Origin of the sequence: Bradyrhizobium macuxiense (assembly GCF_001542415.1) — a bacterium.
GTDB classification, from domain to species: Bacteria; Pseudomonadota; Alphaproteobacteria; order Rhizobiales; family Xanthobacteraceae; genus Bradyrhizobium; species Bradyrhizobium macuxiense.
Genome location: NZ_LNCU01000036.1, coordinates 1 through 14,907 on the forward strand (window position 1 = coordinate 1; position 14,907 = coordinate 14,907).

Annotated in this window: 15 protein-coding genes; 3 read left to right on the top strand and 12 right to left on the bottom strand. The window is 61.0% G+C overall.

Annotated elements, in window-relative coordinates; genetic code table 11:
* Positions 1 to 17: 17 nt before the first annotated feature.
* Positions 18 to 1,253: an IS701 family transposase gene (locus AS156_RS09585; RefSeq protein WP_066503483.1), complete on the top strand. Its 1,236-nt coding sequence runs from the start codon at positions 18 to 20 to the stop codon at positions 1,251 to 1,253.
* A 154-nt stretch (positions 1,254 to 1,407) separates the two neighbouring features.
* Here the strand turns inward: AS156_RS09585 and AS156_RS09590 are convergent, their stop codons facing one another.
* The 3 genes from AS156_RS09590 to AS156_RS09600 form a co-directional block, all read right to left on the bottom strand.
* Positions 1,408 to 1,737 carry a hypothetical protein gene (locus AS156_RS09590; protein ID WP_066503192.1) on the bottom strand — a complete coding sequence of 110 codons (330 nt, stop codon included), beginning with the start codon at positions 1,735 to 1,737 and terminating at the stop codon, positions 1,408 to 1,410.
* A gap of 177 nt (positions 1,738 to 1,914) precedes the next feature.
* Entirely contained in the window at positions 1,915 to 2,553 is a 639-nt protein-coding gene (locus AS156_RS09595; protein ID WP_066503193.1) for a hypothetical protein, read from the bottom strand.
* A gap of 96 nt (positions 2,554 to 2,649) precedes the next feature.
* Entirely contained in the window at positions 2,650 to 3,504 is an 855-nt protein-coding gene (locus AS156_RS09600; RefSeq protein WP_136626109.1) for a hypothetical protein, read from the bottom strand.
* A gap of 142 nt (positions 3,505 to 3,646) precedes the next feature.
* Between AS156_RS09600 and AS156_RS41885 the strand changes: the two genes are divergently transcribed.
* Positions 3,647 to 3,961 (top strand): hypothetical protein, encoded by a 315-nt coding sequence (locus tag AS156_RS41885; protein ID WP_136626110.1) that lies wholly within the window; start codon positions 3,647 to 3,649, stop codon positions 3,959 to 3,961.
* A gap of 193 nt (positions 3,962 to 4,154) precedes the next feature.
* Here the strand turns inward: AS156_RS41885 and AS156_RS09605 are convergent, their stop codons facing one another.
* The gene (locus AS156_RS09605) at positions 4,155 to 4,514 is read right to left on the bottom strand and encodes a hypothetical protein (RefSeq protein WP_136626111.1); all 360 of its coding nucleotides are present in this window, start codon (positions 4,512 to 4,514) and stop codon (positions 4,155 to 4,157) included.
* 928 nt (positions 4,515 to 5,442) lie between these two features.
* Between AS156_RS09605 and AS156_RS09610 the strand changes: the two genes are divergently transcribed.
* The gene (locus tag AS156_RS09610) at positions 5,443 to 6,501 is read left to right on the top strand and encodes a polysaccharide biosynthesis/export family protein (RefSeq protein ID WP_245312672.1); all 1,059 of its coding nucleotides are present in this window, start codon (positions 5,443 to 5,445) and stop codon (positions 6,499 to 6,501) included.
* A 478-nt stretch (positions 6,502 to 6,979) separates the two neighbouring features.
* Here the strand turns inward: AS156_RS09610 and AS156_RS09615 are convergent, their stop codons facing one another.
* The 8 genes from AS156_RS09615 to AS156_RS09645 form a co-directional block, all read right to left on the bottom strand.
* Positions 6,980 to 9,391: a polysaccharide biosynthesis tyrosine autokinase gene (locus AS156_RS09615; RefSeq protein ID WP_066503199.1), complete on the bottom strand. Its 2,412-nt coding sequence runs from the start codon at positions 9,389 to 9,391 to the stop codon at positions 6,980 to 6,982.
* 188 nt (positions 9,392 to 9,579) lie between these two features.
* Positions 9,580 to 9,771 carry a hypothetical protein gene (locus AS156_RS41890; protein ID WP_136626112.1) on the bottom strand — a complete coding sequence of 64 codons (192 nt, stop codon included), beginning with the start codon at positions 9,769 to 9,771 and terminating at the stop codon, positions 9,580 to 9,582.
* A 173-nt stretch (positions 9,772 to 9,944) separates the two neighbouring features.
* The gene (locus AS156_RS09620; protein WP_066503201.1) at positions 9,945 to 10,928 is read right to left on the bottom strand and encodes an NAD-dependent epimerase/dehydratase family protein; all 984 of its coding nucleotides are present in this window, start codon (positions 10,926 to 10,928) and stop codon (positions 9,945 to 9,947) included.
* Positions 10,929 to 11,066: 138 nt separating this feature from the next.
* On the bottom strand, positions 11,067 to 11,528 hold the full coding sequence (locus AS156_RS09625; protein ID WP_066503203.1) for a hypothetical protein: 462 nt from the start codon (positions 11,526 to 11,528) through the stop codon (positions 11,067 to 11,069).
* Complete coding sequence (locus AS156_RS09630) at positions 11,525 to 11,986, bottom strand: VOC family protein (protein ID WP_066503204.1); 462 nt, start codon at positions 11,984 to 11,986, stop codon at positions 11,525 to 11,527. The genes AS156_RS09625 and AS156_RS09630 overlap by 4 nt, the downstream gene beginning before the upstream one ends.
* A gap of 6 nt (positions 11,987 to 11,992) precedes the next feature.
* Entirely contained in the window at positions 11,993 to 12,232 is a 240-nt protein-coding gene (locus AS156_RS09635) for an acyl carrier protein (protein WP_066503205.1), read from the bottom strand.
* Positions 12,233 to 12,289: 57 nt separating this feature from the next.
* Positions 12,290 to 13,444, bottom strand: coding sequence for a hypothetical protein (locus tag AS156_RS09640; RefSeq protein WP_066503206.1), 1,155 nt, complete (start codon positions 13,442 to 13,444; stop codon positions 12,290 to 12,292).
* 2 nt (positions 13,445 to 13,446) lie between these two features.
* Positions 13,447 to 14,883: an MBOAT family O-acyltransferase gene (locus tag AS156_RS09645; RefSeq protein WP_066503210.1), complete on the bottom strand. Its 1,437-nt coding sequence runs from the start codon at positions 14,881 to 14,883 to the stop codon at positions 13,447 to 13,449.
* Positions 14,884 to 14,907: the final 24 nt, after the last annotated feature.

Consider the following 14,907-nt stretch of genomic DNA (forward strand, 5'->3'; position numbering starts at 1 on the left):
TGAATCCATGGGCAACCATGATTCGAAGATTGTGGGCGCAGGCAGCGTCAGTTGAAGAGACGCTTGCGTTGTGGGCTGCGTCGCTTCGGGAGGTTAAGAAGCGGATACGTCCGCTGTTCGGGCAAGAACGTGTTGCGAGGAACGCGGGCCTGTTTCTGGAAGGTCTGCTCGGTGATGAGCAACGCAAGACCGGTTGGATGCGCGCGGAGGCCGCTGGCGATCCTGGTCCTTGGCGGCAACAGGCGATCTTGGGTCGCAGCGATTGGGATGCCGATGCCTTGCGCGATATTGTCCGCGACTATGTGATGGAGCATTTGGCAGACGACGATGCGGTCCTCGTCATCGACGAGACCGGCTTTCTCAAACAGGGGAAGGCGTCGTGCGGCGTGGCGCGGCAATACACCGGTTCGGCAGGCAAGATTACGAACTGCCAGATCGGCGTGTTCGCTACCTACGTTTCGCGTCATGGCCATGCGTTCATCGATCGCGCATTATATCTTCCGAAGGAATGGACCGACGATCCAGATCGCCTGGAAGCCACATACGTGCCTGCCGACGTCGGTTTTGCGACCAAGCCAAAGCTTGCGACGAGAATGATCGCACGGGCGATAGCGGCGTCTGTCCCATTCAACTGGGTTGCCGGCGATACCGTTTACGGTGTTGGCGACCTCGAACAGCAATTGCGTCGGGCCGGCAAGGGCTACGTGCTTGGGGTCAACAGCGCTCATGTATTCCGATCCTGGGGCAAGCGACCGCCGGTCGCCGGGACGGCTGCGGAACTCGCCCGGACGCGACGCCCATCCGACTGGAAGCGCCTGTCGGCCGGTGCCGGAACCAAAGGACCGCGGCTGCACGATTGGTGTTATCTCGAACTAGCCGATCTCGATGCCGAAGAATTCAACAGCGTCGATCAAGGTCTTTGGACACGCGGTCTGCTGATCCGGCGTCGTATCGCTGATGATGACCTCGCCTTCTTCTCGACCTGGTGCCCGGCAGGAACATCAATTGAAACGCTGGTCGCGGTCGAAGGCCATCGATGGGCGATCGAAGACAGCTTTGAAACTGCGAAAAACGAATTCGGGCTCGATCACAACGAGAGCAGATCCTGGCATGGCTGGCATCGTCACGTGTCCTTGGTGATGCTCGCATTCGCCATGATGGCCGCAATCCGGCATCGCGCCAATCCGACGCCGCCCAAAAAAACGAAACGGCGCCACGCGGCAAAAGCCAAAACAAAACCGCCCCCAAACTGATCCGCTGGTCACTCCAGGAAATCCGCCGCATTGCCATCAGACTTCATCGCACGCGGATCGAACCCGCGCTCATCATCGCTTGGTCCTTCTGGCGCAGAGCCCACCAGGCGGCAGCTCAACGGGCGCACCTCAAAGCAAAAAGACAACTGTAATGCTAGTACTGAAACACCAGATCTGGATTGCGCGGACTGATGTAGCGAACGTAGGTCCGGTTACGCCCATAGTAATAGCGCGGCTCGTCCCTGGTGCGCGGATCGAACGAGTAGGAGTAGGACCGCTCGAGCGAGCGGTGCCGAACAACAATCGCATCGGCGCAGCCGCATCGCGGCCCGCAATAGGGGTTCGGTCCGCGGTCGATTTGCAGGACGGATGCCGCGGAGCGAGCGTGCCGTGGATGGACGGCATAGTCGGCGGCGCTGGCTGGCGCGGCCGAAATGATCACCGTCGAGGCGAGTACAACAAGACCGACATAGGATCGTGACATCGCTTCTGTTCCCCTGATCGCGACTAGACATTATGTGCTCGCGCCGGGACGAGCAACCGGAAGGATATTGCCGACCGAAAATTGGATGAAGTGTGGCCAAGATGGGTCAGCAGGCTCGTCTGCGCCCTGGTGTTGCCGGCCTGCTTGCCGAATTCACGATGGTCTGGTGCCGATTGTTTAGCCACGCAGGCTCGGGACGAATGTCGGATCAATCGACTGAACGGCGTCTTGCAGGGCAGCCTTGCCCCGGTCTGATGCCCGTCGAAAGGCCGAGACGATCGCGGGCTTTAGCTCCGGCCGGCGCGTCATGATCAGCCGAACGTCGCTCCGCGCAAGGTCCTTGATATCGGGATCGGCAAGCAAATCGAAACGGCCTGCGACGTCGAGCCGCACCGGCACCAATCGCATGTCGTTCGGAGCGATGAAGTAGGTCATCTTCAGTGCCTCGAATACGACCGGGTCGTGCGGATCGCGTTGAGCTTGGAGCAGTGCCAGCGCAAGCCAGAGTTCGGGATTGTAAGGCGAGATCGACAGAGTTTGCCTCACCCTCCTGATGGCATCGGCGTACTCAGCGGATTGTACCGTCATCTGCTTTTTCCGGCTCGCCTCGAGCACCTGCAATGCGGTGATCAGGGCGTGGTTGCTTTCCAGCTCCGATGCGAAAGGCAGCAGTATCTCAGAAAAGGACGGCACGTCGCCGACCCAGGGCGAGCTGATCTTGGCGGCATCGGATGGAAACGGCACGCGCTCGAGCGCCTTCGTCCCCGCTACGGCGGAGACGAAGGCATAGGATCCGACGGTCACTGCCAGTGCCATCAGAGGGATGCGAATTCTGCTCAATGAAGCCATGTCGATGGAGAGGTCAGGCGTGGATCAACGTGAGGCCATCTTATGGTGCGCGCACGTGATCGCCTAGCGTTTGAGACCGCTCGTCCGCCCGGCAGATTGTGCAAGTCCCAGTCCGATCATGACCGCCACGATGGTCCGGGCCTCAGGGCTCGAGAGGCTTGCATCAAGGAAGCTCTCGCAGAAAACGACCAGAACGGTGGCGGCTGCGGTCGCCGCGAAGAAGGAGTCGCGCCCGCGCCGAACAGCGCCGCGAAACATGAAGATAAAAAGCTGGGTCGCGATGCCTGCCAGGATGATAAGCGCCAGGCGTCCGGACTCGATCGCGACCAGGACAGCGGTGGAAGGGGGGACTGCGGGCACGGCGGAGTCGATGTCCTGATAGGCCCGCGCCGCCACGGCAAACGTTCCGATCCCGTTTCCCAACCACGATGTGTCGGCGAGGAGACGCCCCGCCAATGCCACGGTTTCGGGAGCAAACCTGGCCAATCCAAGCAGGCTCGAACCACCGGGCTGAAAGCGCGGCACGGCGAGCGCGCCGACGATCGCGACAAGGACCGCAAACAAGACCGCTGAGGGCCACGAGCGGAATCCAAGGCGGCGGACCGCGGCGATAAAGGCGATCGCAATCAATCCAAGGCTCACCGCCGCCAGCAGCGTACCTCGCCCGAGCGCTGCGATCGCGCCGATCGCCACGATAATTCCGAACAAGCCGGAAATGACCCCGAACCAAAGCCGGATCGAAGCCAGATTGCGGATGTCCCGTCGATGCAGGTGCCGCTCGAGTGCCCGGGAAATCAATGCGGCGTTGGCGACGGTGCCGAGTGCTGCCGCTGCGGGAAACGGGCTCGTCGGGGCATCGGCAGCAGGAGTCATGGCGGCGAACCAATCCAGCCGGCCGAGCAGGACCTCGAGCGACATGAAGGTCGTCACTGCACACAACACGAACAGGATTGTTTCGGCTCTGTGACGGTCCCTGCTGATGATGACAGTCGACACCACCAACGACACATAGACGAGATAAACGAACAGGCTTCGCAGCGTAGCGCCGGGATCGAGGCTGATGCGACCCGGGAGTGACGGCTCGTTCAGCGCGATCGAGGTCGCCGACCAGATCGGGTTTGCCAACGACGAGAATGGCAATGGCAGGATTTGCACCAGCATCCAGACGACCGGAATCAGGATCGCGACTGAAAATCGCTTGAGCAGCTGCGTGGTCGATGCGAGTTCGGCGTCCGCTCCCCTGACCGCCATGGCCAGCATGACAGCGGCGACAAGCGCGATCGCCAGCTGTGCGAAAGCGCCGTTTGCGATGACCAGTGGCGGAATCGCGGCCAGCAATATGGTGAGGAGGGAAGAGGCAACCGACAAAATGTGAGACTTCGAAGTTGGGCTGGGATCGGGGCGAGAATGATTTCACTTGCGATGAGGGGCGGCCGGTCCGGACTATCGCATATGCGAATGCGCGACGCCAACACGCGCGGCCAATCATTGCTTATTGAGAGTGCAACTCGCGCTCACGATACGCGAAGCATCCTCACAAAGGGAACCGCGAAGTTCCCGCCACGAAACTATCGAGCATGGCAGTTTTGCGACAGATAGCTGAGGGCCGTCGGCAATCCGCTGATCGGTACCGCACCAAGGATCGCGTTGGGCTTGGTTGCAATTTCAACCGAGAGCTCGCTGGCGCTCTGCCAGTCGCTGGCCGCGAGCTTCGAGGCATCCGCGGGCAGCAGCAATGCCGCGCCGCCCTGGATCACGGATGCTTCGAACTCCGCGCGCCTTCCTCCCGTCGTCAAGACTACGGTCGGGCGCGCTGAGCGCGCCATGGGCTCGAGCAGGATGAGCGCAACATTGATCCCGTCACGTCCGCATTGCAGGCTCAAGCCAGCAAGGCGCGGATCCGAATTTGCGCTGTCGACGACGTGCATTGCTGAAATCGCGTCGGCACGTCCGTCCGGATCTCTGCTGCGCACCAACCGCCATCCGCCCTCGATCGGTGTCGATTGGCTGCCGGCCTCGACTTGCCTGCGAGCCTCTTCATCACATCGTTTGCGCTGCTCGGGACTGACGCCGGAGCCGCAATCCTTCATGCCGGGGAGCGAAGTGTCGGCCCGGCTGGAACTATTGAGAGCAACCAGCAGAACAGCGCACAGCAATAGTAGACGTGTCATCATCAATGATCTGGGAACCTTTATTGGAGTGGGGCGGGACGTTCTGGCCAACAACGCCGCAGCAGTACCAAAAGACGATCGGTCGCATCGCTCAATTTTGTTGCATGCGACGGGCAATGTCGCGGCGTCAGAGCAGTCTCTCTGCCGATCGAAGATGTGCTCTTGATCTGCCGGGATTTTTCTCAAACTTTCGAAGTGAGGTTAACCGTGGCAGTAAAGTGTCAGGTGATGCATTCCACGACTGCACGAGATTGGAACATCTGAGGACGTCGTTCGTAATGGAACCGCGCGCGTGGAACCGCCGGAAGATACGCGGAACTGCCGTAAGGGATAGCGGATTCGTGCACAACTTACCTGGAACTCGCGCATCGACCCGACGAATATTGGGCAGCATTGCTGTATTTGACAATATTCCTGACAAGTCAGAATCGCGGGTACCTGTAACCGCGCTGCAACAACATCTCCTTATTCTCACCATGTCCTGCGGCTTCGTTGACGCATCTTGGGGAATTAGACGAAGTTTAGCCTGGAGTAAGGGGGACGCGTTGTGAGGCGTAGCGTTTTCGTGTGGGGAGTTTTGCTCAGCATCCTGCTGTTGTCCGCAGGGTGTTCGATCATGCCATCGTCCGGTCCGGAAGATCACGTCATCAAGAGCGAGATAACAAGGTCTGGGCCGGATTACGTATTGATCAAGCTCACGCCGACCGTGGTCGACATCCTGAAAGAGTATGGCCCTGGCGCTATCGCGGGGTCATTTCCTGATCATCGGCCGCCGGCGGGCATCAGATTCGGCATCGGCGATACGGTGGCCGTGTCGATCTTCGAAGCCGCCGCGGGCGGCTTGTTTATCCCGGCGGAGGCCGGCGTGAGGCCTGGTAACTTCGTGGCCTTGCCAAACCAGAACGTTGACTTGAACGGGAACATTACGGTTCCCTATGCGGGACAGGTGAAGGCCAATGGCCGCACCCCGGTCGAGATCCAGCGCGACATCGTGAAGGCAATCGGAAACCGCGCCATCGAGCCCCAGGTGGTGGTGTCCCTGATCACGCAAAACACGTCGCTGATCAGCGTGCTGGGCGAAGTAAAAAATCCGGCCCGTTTGACGGCCAATGCGGCCGGCGAGCGGATTCTTGACTTGATCGCGCGCGCCGGCGGCCTGACGGGGCCGGGCTGGGAGACCTGGGTGACGCTGGAGCGCGGCGGCAAGCGCGCCACGGTTCCGTTCGGAGCCTTGATGTACGGTTCGGCGAACAACGTCTGGATCCATCCCGGCGACACGATCTATGTCTACCGCGAGCCGCAGGTCTTCCTCGCCTTTGGCGCGTTCACGATCGGAGGAAACTTCGGCGGGCAGGCCCAGTTCCCATTCGATATGTGGAAGATCACTATGGCGCAGGCGATGGCCAAGGCTGGCGGTCTGATTGACGCGCAGGCTGAGCCCGCGGGCGTCTATGTCTATCGGCGCGAGCCGCGCGAGCTGGCGGAACGGTTGGGCGCTGATTGCTCCAAGTTCTCCGGCCCGCTAGTCCCCGTGATCTACAATGCTGACTTCCGCGATCCGTCGGGCTTCTTCCTTGCCAGCAAGTTTGAGATGCGGGACAAGGACGTGCTGTTCGCCGCGAACGCCGCCACCGTGGACACGAACAAGTTCCTGCTGTTCGTCCAGAACGTGGTCGGCACCGCCAACAGCACGATTGTCGCGGCGAACAACGCGCAGATCCTGCGGATCAACTCGCGGCAGTGACGCTTGAGCAAGAGGTTGGGCCGGTATCGTCGGCCCAACCTCTGAGTTCAGCCTGATCGACGCCGGGGATCTACGCCATCAGGTCCTCGGCGTCGTCGTGTTGATTTAGCTAAAGTCGCTTCGCGAATGGGCGTGGCCGCCCTGCGTACCGGCCGGGGGCGCCTTCGGATTCAAATGGATGGGCGGCCATGGCGCGGGACGCAGCCGAGCGACCCGCGCCATTTTCATTGCCTGGCCGGATCATCGCGTCCGTTGTTTTCGACGGATCGGGTGTCAGTCGATGCATCGTATCTCTTGCATCCCCGTATCTCTTGCATCCCCGAACCGAGGTCTGACGCAGCACGTGAGCGAGGTCGCCTGTGTGCAGGCGTGCCAGGACGCAAGAGTGGGGCAGTTCACGGCGCCAGACGACCGCCGGGCAACCTCCGACGACGCTGTCACTGGCCGACCGGACGATCGCGTCCTCTTCGATCATGATCTAATCGACGTATCCGTATCGCTTGTAGTACCGATTGCGATAGTAGCCGGCGCTGTAGATGTCGTAGCGACTCATCACCGCCATGTTCACCTTGTTGAGGACTGCGCCAAGCATCCGTTCGCGGACGACCGGGGCTTCGCTCAGCACGCGCTCGAGAATATCGACCTTGGCCTTGGCCCATTCGACCACCAGGATGTACGAATCCGCCAGCGCGCCGGTGGCACGAACGTCGATCACTGGTGCGAGCGGGCTAAGGTCGAGGATGATGCGATCGTAGTGCTCCCGCAGGTGCTGGAACAGCCGCTCCATTTGCGGCGAGGCAAGCACATCGCTCGAATTGGAGAAGCGTGAGGTCACGACGCAAGGCATGAAATGCAGATTGGTCTGGGGATCGATCCACACCGCATCCGTCCAATCGACCCGGCCCACGACAACATCGATCAAGCCGGCCTGAGCGGAGGGCGCCAGCCGCGCGGTGAGGCTCGGATTGCGGATATCACCGTCGATCAGGAGCGTGCGCGAACCGCTTTGCGCAACGGTCTGGGCAAGCGCCTCGCTGACTGTGGATTTGCCTTCATTGGGAAGTCCGGAGGTGATGCCTACCACCTTGTTGGCCGATCCGTAGCTGCTGAGATCGCATGCAAGCTTGATCGAACGGAAGCCCTCGGCAAAGCGCGAGAAGGGCGAGTTGATCACGTACCTGCCGACGCTCTGGTCGGCGGTCAGGAGACGATCGCCATGCGGTTGCGGGTGCTTTGACCTGACCTCGGATTTGTCCATCGGCAAGCCCGAGGCTGCCGCGGGAACCGGCTTTGGTGCCGCCGGCTGCGGTTTCTTCCGCTTGTTGAACAACTGTCCTGCCTTGGTGAGCAGAGCGTGCCCGGCCAGACGGACGTTCTGCTCGCTGCCGATCGCCGGGATCGAAGCAAGACAGCTGGTGTGGAGGAACTGCTCGACCTGAGACACTGTTCTGAACACTCGGTCCATCATGTCGAGCAGGATGGCAACGCCGCCCGCGAGGATCGCGCCGCCGATCAGGGTTGCCAGCAGAATGAGGGTCGTCTTGGGCGACGTCTTGTTGGGGGCATTGGACGCCTGCGTGATCACACGTGCTTCGGTGATCGGGAACGACTGCTGCTGAACCGAGACCATGTAGAGCTGCAGGAAGTTGTCCGACAGTGCGCGGGCGCTCTGGGCATTGCTCTCCAGATCGCGCAAGGCGATCTGTGCCTGGTTGGTGCCGTTGGACAGCGCGATTGTATCGTTCAGGCTCTTCTGACTGGATTCCTCGCGCGCCTTCGCAATCGCGAGGTCGCTCTTGTAGACCTCGGCGGTGCGCCGCAGCTCGTCGGTGATCGAATGCCTGATCTCGCGCATCTGGTTGCGCAGGTTGACGACCGCAAGGTGGGTCGGTCCGTACCGATTGGACCAGTCGGCCTCTCGCGCCGCGTAATCGAGATAGGTCTGCCGCAGCTTGGTGATCACCGGATTATTCATGGTGTCGGTCACGGTCGCCAGATCATTCAGGATGACCTTGGAGTCGCCGTCGTCCGAATTCAGAATGGCCGTGATCCGCTCAAGCTTGGCCTGCGCTTCGGCGCGCTGCGAGCGAGCCTGCGTCAGCGAACTATTGATCTCCGCGAGCTGCTGCTCGGTCAGCAGGCGCCCGCCGGCATCGACGATGTTGTTCTTTGCCTTGAAGTCGGCGACCGCGCGCTCGGCGGTCGATGCTTCCGTGCGCAGTTCCTTCAGTCGATCCTGTAGCCAAACCGCCGCGCGCCGCGACGCCTGATATTTCGATTCCAGCGAATCGTTGATGTAGCCGTCAGCCACTGCATTGGCGATGCGCGCGGCTTCGTCGGGCGAGCGCGACTGATAAGAGATCTCGATGACATAGCTCAGGCCGACGCGCTTGATGGAGAGGTTGCCGGTCAGCTTGCCGATCGCCATGCGCATCAATGCGGCTTCGGACGGAGGCTGTTCCGGAAACATCCAGGAAAACAGATTCGAGACGCTGCCGAGCAGCCCAGGCTCGTCGCTGGTGAATTCAGGCGAATCGAGCAGGTGCAGCTGCTTGATGACGTTGGTTGCAATGGTCTCCGACTTGAGCACTTCGACCTGGCTGTCGACCATGGCCGAGTCGATCGAGGTGTCGGCGCCCGTCGGCTGCTGCGTCTGCAGGCCCTGCATCTTGCGGCTGTCGATCAGAAGCACGGCGGTGCCGGTGAAGCGCTTCGGGGCGGTCATCAAATAGACGCCGGCCAGACCGATGCACAGACACATCACGAAGATCATCACGGGGTACTGGCGGCCAATCAGCGCGATCGCAGAAGAAACCGTCTGCTCCAGCGAAGCCGACTCTTGCGTGGGAGATTCGATCTCGCGAGGGGGTGTGATTCGAGTTTGGAGCATCCGGCTCGTCTACCTGGCTTGAGTTCCTAGATTGTGCCGTGTCGATGTGGGCCAACGCAGCCCACGCTGAACGCATCAGCCCCCCGAACGTGCCAAACAAATGTGTCAGCAAGAGTGCGGTGCATCATACAATTCCGAAACTCGTCTCAGCTCTCGGGACGCCATCGCTGGTGGACCGTGGTTCCGCGTCAGAGCGCAGCAATTCCCGTGCCGGTTGCCGGTAGATCGCCGCCGCACATGTGCGGCAACAAATCGACAAGAAGATGGAAAACGGTGAACGAGCAATAAAAAGATAATGCAACCAGAATGACGTCCATCGAATGGCTGGAGCCGTGAGGGGCGGGATCCCCGCGAGAGATCCGGGTTCCATTGGCCGACATGAGGCACTTCGCATGGCCCGGCAGGGCAGGACCTACCGCTCGCCGAGGCGGGGGTCGGCGACGCGACGTTCTGCCGCTCACGCTACCAGACTCCCTGCGAGCCTGTCGTCGGACGAGGCCATCCCTCGGAACGCCCGTCTCGTGAGAGACCAGTTGGACGGTGAGTGCGGCGATCAATCGAAATCGGCGACGCCGGAGTCGTGCTTCCATTCGCGCAGCGAGCTCGTGACGTCGTAGTCGAACTTGAATCCGCTGGCCACCAACCGCTTCGGCAGGATGTTCGTCGAGAACCACAATTTCCGGATGCGTTCGCGGTTGATCCCGGTCTTGATGCCAGCCTTGTGCAGCACCTCGAACGGAAGGACCGCGAGATTCATGAACCAGATCGGAATGGTCAGGGTTGGCTTCTTGTAGCCGGCGGCCTGGGAGAACGCCGCGCAGACGTCGCTGATCGTGTAGCGGTGCTCGTAGCAGAAGTTGTAGACCGACACGCCATCGTTGCGTTCGGCCATGAACAGCATCGACGACACCAGGTCCTTCACGTAACCGCACGACTTGATGGTGTCGGTTCGGCCAGGATAGACGAAAGCCCGTCGCTCCAGCAGCCGCGACAGCCGCGTGAAGTTTCCTCCCTCATAGAGACCATAGATGACGGCAGGGCGAACGATCGTAAGTCGTCTTGCCGCGTCCTCCGACTGCCAAAGGCGATGGATGGCTTCGGCCGACAGCTTTGAGCGCCCATAGGCGCTGACCGGCGCGGGCTGCGAGTCTTCGTCGAGCGGCGCTTCGCTCGGACCGTAAATGGATATCGAGCTCGTGAAGGTGATATTCCGGCTGCCGGTTTCCTTGGCAAACCGGCACACGTTCACCGCGCCCAGCACATTGGTGTAGTAGTATTCGCCGTCCGGGTGGCCTGGCGTTGTGTGGATGGCCGCCAGATTGAAGATGTCGGCAGGTGCGCCGCTCGCAAGCTTGAGGTCGATCGGCTCCCGGACATCGTGATGGACATATTCGACGCCGACAACCAGGGTCCTCGGCTTGCCGATGTCGACGGCAACGACCCGCTCGTATTGTCCCGACGCGACCAGCCGGTTCATCAGATGCGTTCCGATGAAGCCGGCACCTCCGAACACGATTGCCTGAGTGGAATTCGACATGCGTTCAAGGCCCTGTTCGAGTGGGGATGCTGAATACGGCGTGATGGATCTCCGTCAGGACGTCATGATCGGGTGCACGCATTGGCAAGCCAGCGGCATGCGACCCGACAAGGACTGCGGTTGGCGTTGGGTGTATCATCAATAGAGCTCGCGGTACTCGTAGCCGAATGCGGTCGAACCGCCCGAGATACCGAGGATCCGTTGCAGCTTCTGGTAGCCGGTCAGTGCAACCTTGATGCAATCCGAACTGCCGGTATAGCAGACCTGAACGGTGATGGATTGGCCGCAGCTGTTGTTCACGGTCACGATCTGATCGATGATCTTCGGATTGATGACTTGCGGATGCGTCGATGGATGCACCGATATGCAGGCCGTCCCGTCCGGCGCCTTATGGGGCGGCGCATATGTGCCTTTCATCGGCGGGAACGGATTCGCGGGCGCCGGCGACACGCCGGTTCCCCCGTACATTGGCGCCGTCGATCGTCCGAAGCCGACTATCTGGGCCTGTGCTGACGGTGCGACAAGCAGGGCAGCCGTCGCCACGCCGCACGCAGTGCGGATGACGCGACCGACGCTGCGTGACAGGTAGTCGCTGTTCATGCGCTCGCCCCGGGTTCGGTCCCGGTTTCGAGAAGCTCAATGAGGCCGAAACCGGAAATGTGGTGGAACGAGACCTTCTGGCCGCCAAACAAGATGGCCGGTGCGGGCGCGCTGACCGGCACGATCTCGATCCCCGACGCCGCCAGCACGTCGAGCGTCTGTTCGGCATTGGAGCACGCGTAGCACAAATGGTAGATCATGGTGCCGGTCCGCTTGATCATCTTGTCGATGGGTGAGGGGCCGTCGCCGGGCCAGATCACTTCGACGTCAGGCATCACCGGGTGATGCCGCATGGCGAGATTGACCCGCTGTATTGGGTCATAGACGGTGTTTCCCGCGATGTAACCGAGTGACGCCAGGTAACGAAAGGCCTCTTCCGGGGAGGCGACCGCAAGCCCGAAGTGATGGAAGGCCAGTGCGGCCGTTGCTGATGCGATGCCGTTCGCTCGCTGGTCCACGCGCCGTTACGCTTTCTTCTCGATCAGGTCGGCGAACTCGCCGACATTCTTCAGGTTGCCGATCTCGGATGCGGAGAATTTCACGCCGAAGGCCTTCGAGACGGCCAGCACGAGGCGGATATGCGACAGGCTGTCCCAACCATCGACGTCGTCAGCGGTCGTCTGCGGCGTCAGCGCCAGGTCGTCCTCGTCAAACACGTCCTGAAAAACCGTGGTGAGCTTGCTGTAGACTTCGGCCTTCTGCATTGCGTCTTCCTTTGTCGATCGAGTTGCGGTGGTGCCGGCGTGCGGATGGCGTGCCGGTCAGTTGTCGGGCGTGGCGGTCACCTGCGGAGCGGCCGTCACCTGCTCCGATGAGCGTAGGGTGGTGACCCGCGGTGCGTTGCCGGGATTCTGCTGGCAGACGAACGAATCCAGTGTCGTCGCCAGTCTGGCCGACCAGACATTGGCCAGATGCTGCTTCGCATGCACCTCGTCCGAATAGTCGAGGTCATTGTCGAGGTCGTCCATGCTCAGCGAGACGAAGTTCGGCCGGTCGCCGAATTCCCGAAGCAGGCCCTTCAGGGCCAACCGGTAGCTCGGTTCGTACGGACTTGCATCACGATGCCAGGCGGGGATCGGCAGGTCGACGAGCACGACCTTCTCTCCGGAATCCAGCAGCGTCCGAATGGTTTGTTTCAGGACTTCGACCTGGGCAGGCGAAATGTCGTTCGTGCGCCCCATGGTCTCCTTCCAGTATTCCAACGCCTTTTGCTTGTCCGCGTCGGACATCACGACGCTTTCGCGTTCCTGGTCGGTGCGCTGGGCGCTGGTGCGGCCGGTCATGACGAGATTGACGCCGGCCCTGGCCTCGCGCGCGGCCTTCTCGAGCAGCAGGAACGGCCGGATCGCCATGACACCCGCGTCCAGCCATTGCGGTGGCAACACCGCAACCGGACCATTCGGCGTGCGACGATAGAACCCGTACCGGTAGCGTTCGATATCGATATCGGTCTCGCCGCGATGGCGATCGCCATCGGCAAACTTCACATCCGAATCGATGAACATGCCGAACCAGATGCCCATGACGAAGGTGTTCTGCCGCCGCTCCTGATCAGTCTGCACCTCGTGCACGAGATCGATCACCTGCTGGACCTCGGAGATGTTGGCGCCCCCCATCGCGAGGTTGCTGACCTTGGCGCAACCGAGCTTCGACTGCACCTGCTTCTGCCGGAACCCGACTCCGGTATTCGATGCTCCCACCAGAATGATCTTCTGGTCCGGGTTGGCCAGCACGCTGCGGCCGAGGAAGACGTATTTGGGAACTGTCATGTAGAGCGTTTGTTCCGCGGCCTGGAAGTCTCGCGGACCGGCGCTCGACGGATCCGGAAAGACGAGGAACGACGCGCCGGCGAGCAGCACGTAAAGAAAGGCGAACGACAACAAGGTCAACGCCGACTGTCTCAGGATATATTTCAATTTCAGAACGCCTTGTAGACGAAGTCCGGAGCCTTATGCAGCAGGGTCGCGACGGCGACGATTGCCATCATCTTGCCTGCCAGGTTCAGATTTCTGGTGATCTCGCCGCCCTGGATAGCCGCCAGGGTGGGGATGCGAAGACGAGTCTGGACGAAATCCAGGATGAGTGCCGCGATCCCGAACACCACCGCCACCACTGCGAAGGCACCGACAACGCCGGCGAAGCCGAGCCGCGCCACCAGAGCGGTGAATTGAGGCAGTTCAGGGACCCAGAGGCAGGTCAGTGCGAGCACGAAATAGGCGACTGTGAGGCCACGCGCGGAATAGATGTAGGCGGTGGACTCGGTCAGCGCGCGGTAGCGCTTCTTGCCGAAGCGTTCGGTGCAAGCCACCTGCCAGAGCTTGTTGATGCTTGCTCCAGCACCCATCAGCAGGCCGTAGATGACGAAGACCGCGGTGGTGCCGTGCCAGACGCCCATCACGCCGAACGTGATGAAGAACGCGAGCACTCCCAGATAAGACGTGAGCGCCGGCGAGGGCAGCCAGGTCATCAGGAACATCAGGAGCGGGTTGAACAGGTAGAACTTGAACCACTGCGACAGCGTCATGTGCCAGCGCTGCCAGAACTCAAGAAAGCTGCGCGCCGAGAACGGCTTGTCGAAGTTCTCCGGCAACGTCTGCCCAAGCAGGGTTCCGATGCCGATCACGATGTCCATGTATCCCGAGAAATTGAAATACAGATAGACCGTATAAAGCGATGCGACCGTCGCATAGACGGCGCATAGCTTTAGGAACGAAAGGCCGGCCGGCTGCAGCAGCTGCGGACTGAGGAACGTAAAGGCATAGTTGGCGGTCGCGGCGATGATGACGAATTTCACGTAGCCGGTCGCGATTCTGGAGAACGCGGCGTAGACCGCCGCGGCGTCAAGCTGGACTGCGGCCTTTCCGTCCATCGCACTGAAATCCTGATAGCGCTGGATCGGCCCGGAGACGAAGCACAGGAAGTTGCAGGTGAAGCGAAAGAATGCCAGCGGGCCAATTCGCTCCGTAAGATCTCCGGATCGCACGTCCACCATGATGTGCAGGATCCGGAACAGGATGTAGGAAAGCCCGATGGTCAGATACGGGAACGGAAGCTGACCCAATCCTTCGAAGAAGGAGAAACGCTTGAGGAAAACGTAGCAGCACAGGATCGCGACGACCCCTAGCGCCAGCGCAAGAGCCGACTGGCGAAGGTAAAGCGCGGATACGCAGAGATAGCCGAGCGCGAGGAAAGCGAGCAGCGGCAGCACCTGCGTGACGTCGTTCAGATAGCTTGCGATGAAGATCGCGTTCGCGGCCCCGAGCACGAATCGCCGGTAGATGACCGATTCACTGATGTGAAAGGCGGTAACGACCGCCGCAAGAAACGCAAAGAACAGGGGCGATGTCAGACTCATGTCCGTGGGCTCGGGGCTTTCAGA

What these genes read in the sequence shown, in the direction of transcription:
- AS156_RS09620 (WP_066503201.1), bottom strand. Translation starts at nt 10,928, where the DNA reads ATGTCGAATTCCACTCAGGCAATCGTGTTCGGAGGTGCCGGCTTCATC.
- AS156_RS09590 (WP_066503192.1), bottom strand. Translation starts at nt 1,737, where the DNA reads ATGTCACGATCCTATGTCGGTCTTGTTGTACTCGCCTCGACGGTGATC.
- AS156_RS09615 (WP_066503199.1), bottom strand. Translation starts at nt 9,391, where the DNA reads ATGCTCCAAACTCGAATCACACCCCCTCGCGAGATCGAATCTCCCACG.
- AS156_RS41885 (WP_136626110.1), top strand. Translation starts at nt 3,647, where the DNA reads ATGCGACCCGGGAGTGACGGCTCGTTCAGCGCGATCGAGGTCGCCGAC.
- AS156_RS09585 (WP_066503483.1), top strand. Translation starts at nt 18, where the DNA reads ATGATTCGAAGATTGTGGGCGCAGGCAGCGTCAGTTGAAGAGACGCTT.
- AS156_RS09605 (WP_136626111.1), bottom strand. Translation starts at nt 4,514, where the DNA reads ATGCACGTCGTCGACAGCGCAAATTCGGATCCGCGCCTTGCTGGCTTG.
- AS156_RS09635 (WP_066503205.1), bottom strand. Translation starts at nt 12,232, where the DNA reads ATGCAGAAGGCCGAAGTCTACAGCAAGCTCACCACGGTTTTTCAGGAC.
- AS156_RS09595 (WP_066503193.1), bottom strand. Translation starts at nt 2,553, where the DNA reads ATGGCACTGGCAGTGACCGTCGGATCCTATGCCTTCGTCTCCGCCGTA.
- AS156_RS09645 (WP_066503210.1), bottom strand. Translation starts at nt 14,883, where the DNA reads ATGAGTCTGACATCGCCCCTGTTCTTTGCGTTTCTTGCGGCGGTCGTT.
- AS156_RS09600 (WP_136626109.1), bottom strand. Translation starts at nt 3,504, where the DNA reads ATGTCGCTCGAGGTCCTGCTCGGCCGGCTGGATTGGTTCGCCGCCATG.
- AS156_RS41890 (WP_136626112.1), bottom strand. Translation starts at nt 9,771, where the DNA reads ATGTCGGCCAATGGAACCCGGATCTCTCGCGGGGATCCCGCCCCTCAC.
- AS156_RS09625 (WP_066503203.1), bottom strand. Translation starts at nt 11,528, where the DNA reads ATGAACAGCGACTACCTGTCACGCAGCGTCGGTCGCGTCATCCGCACT.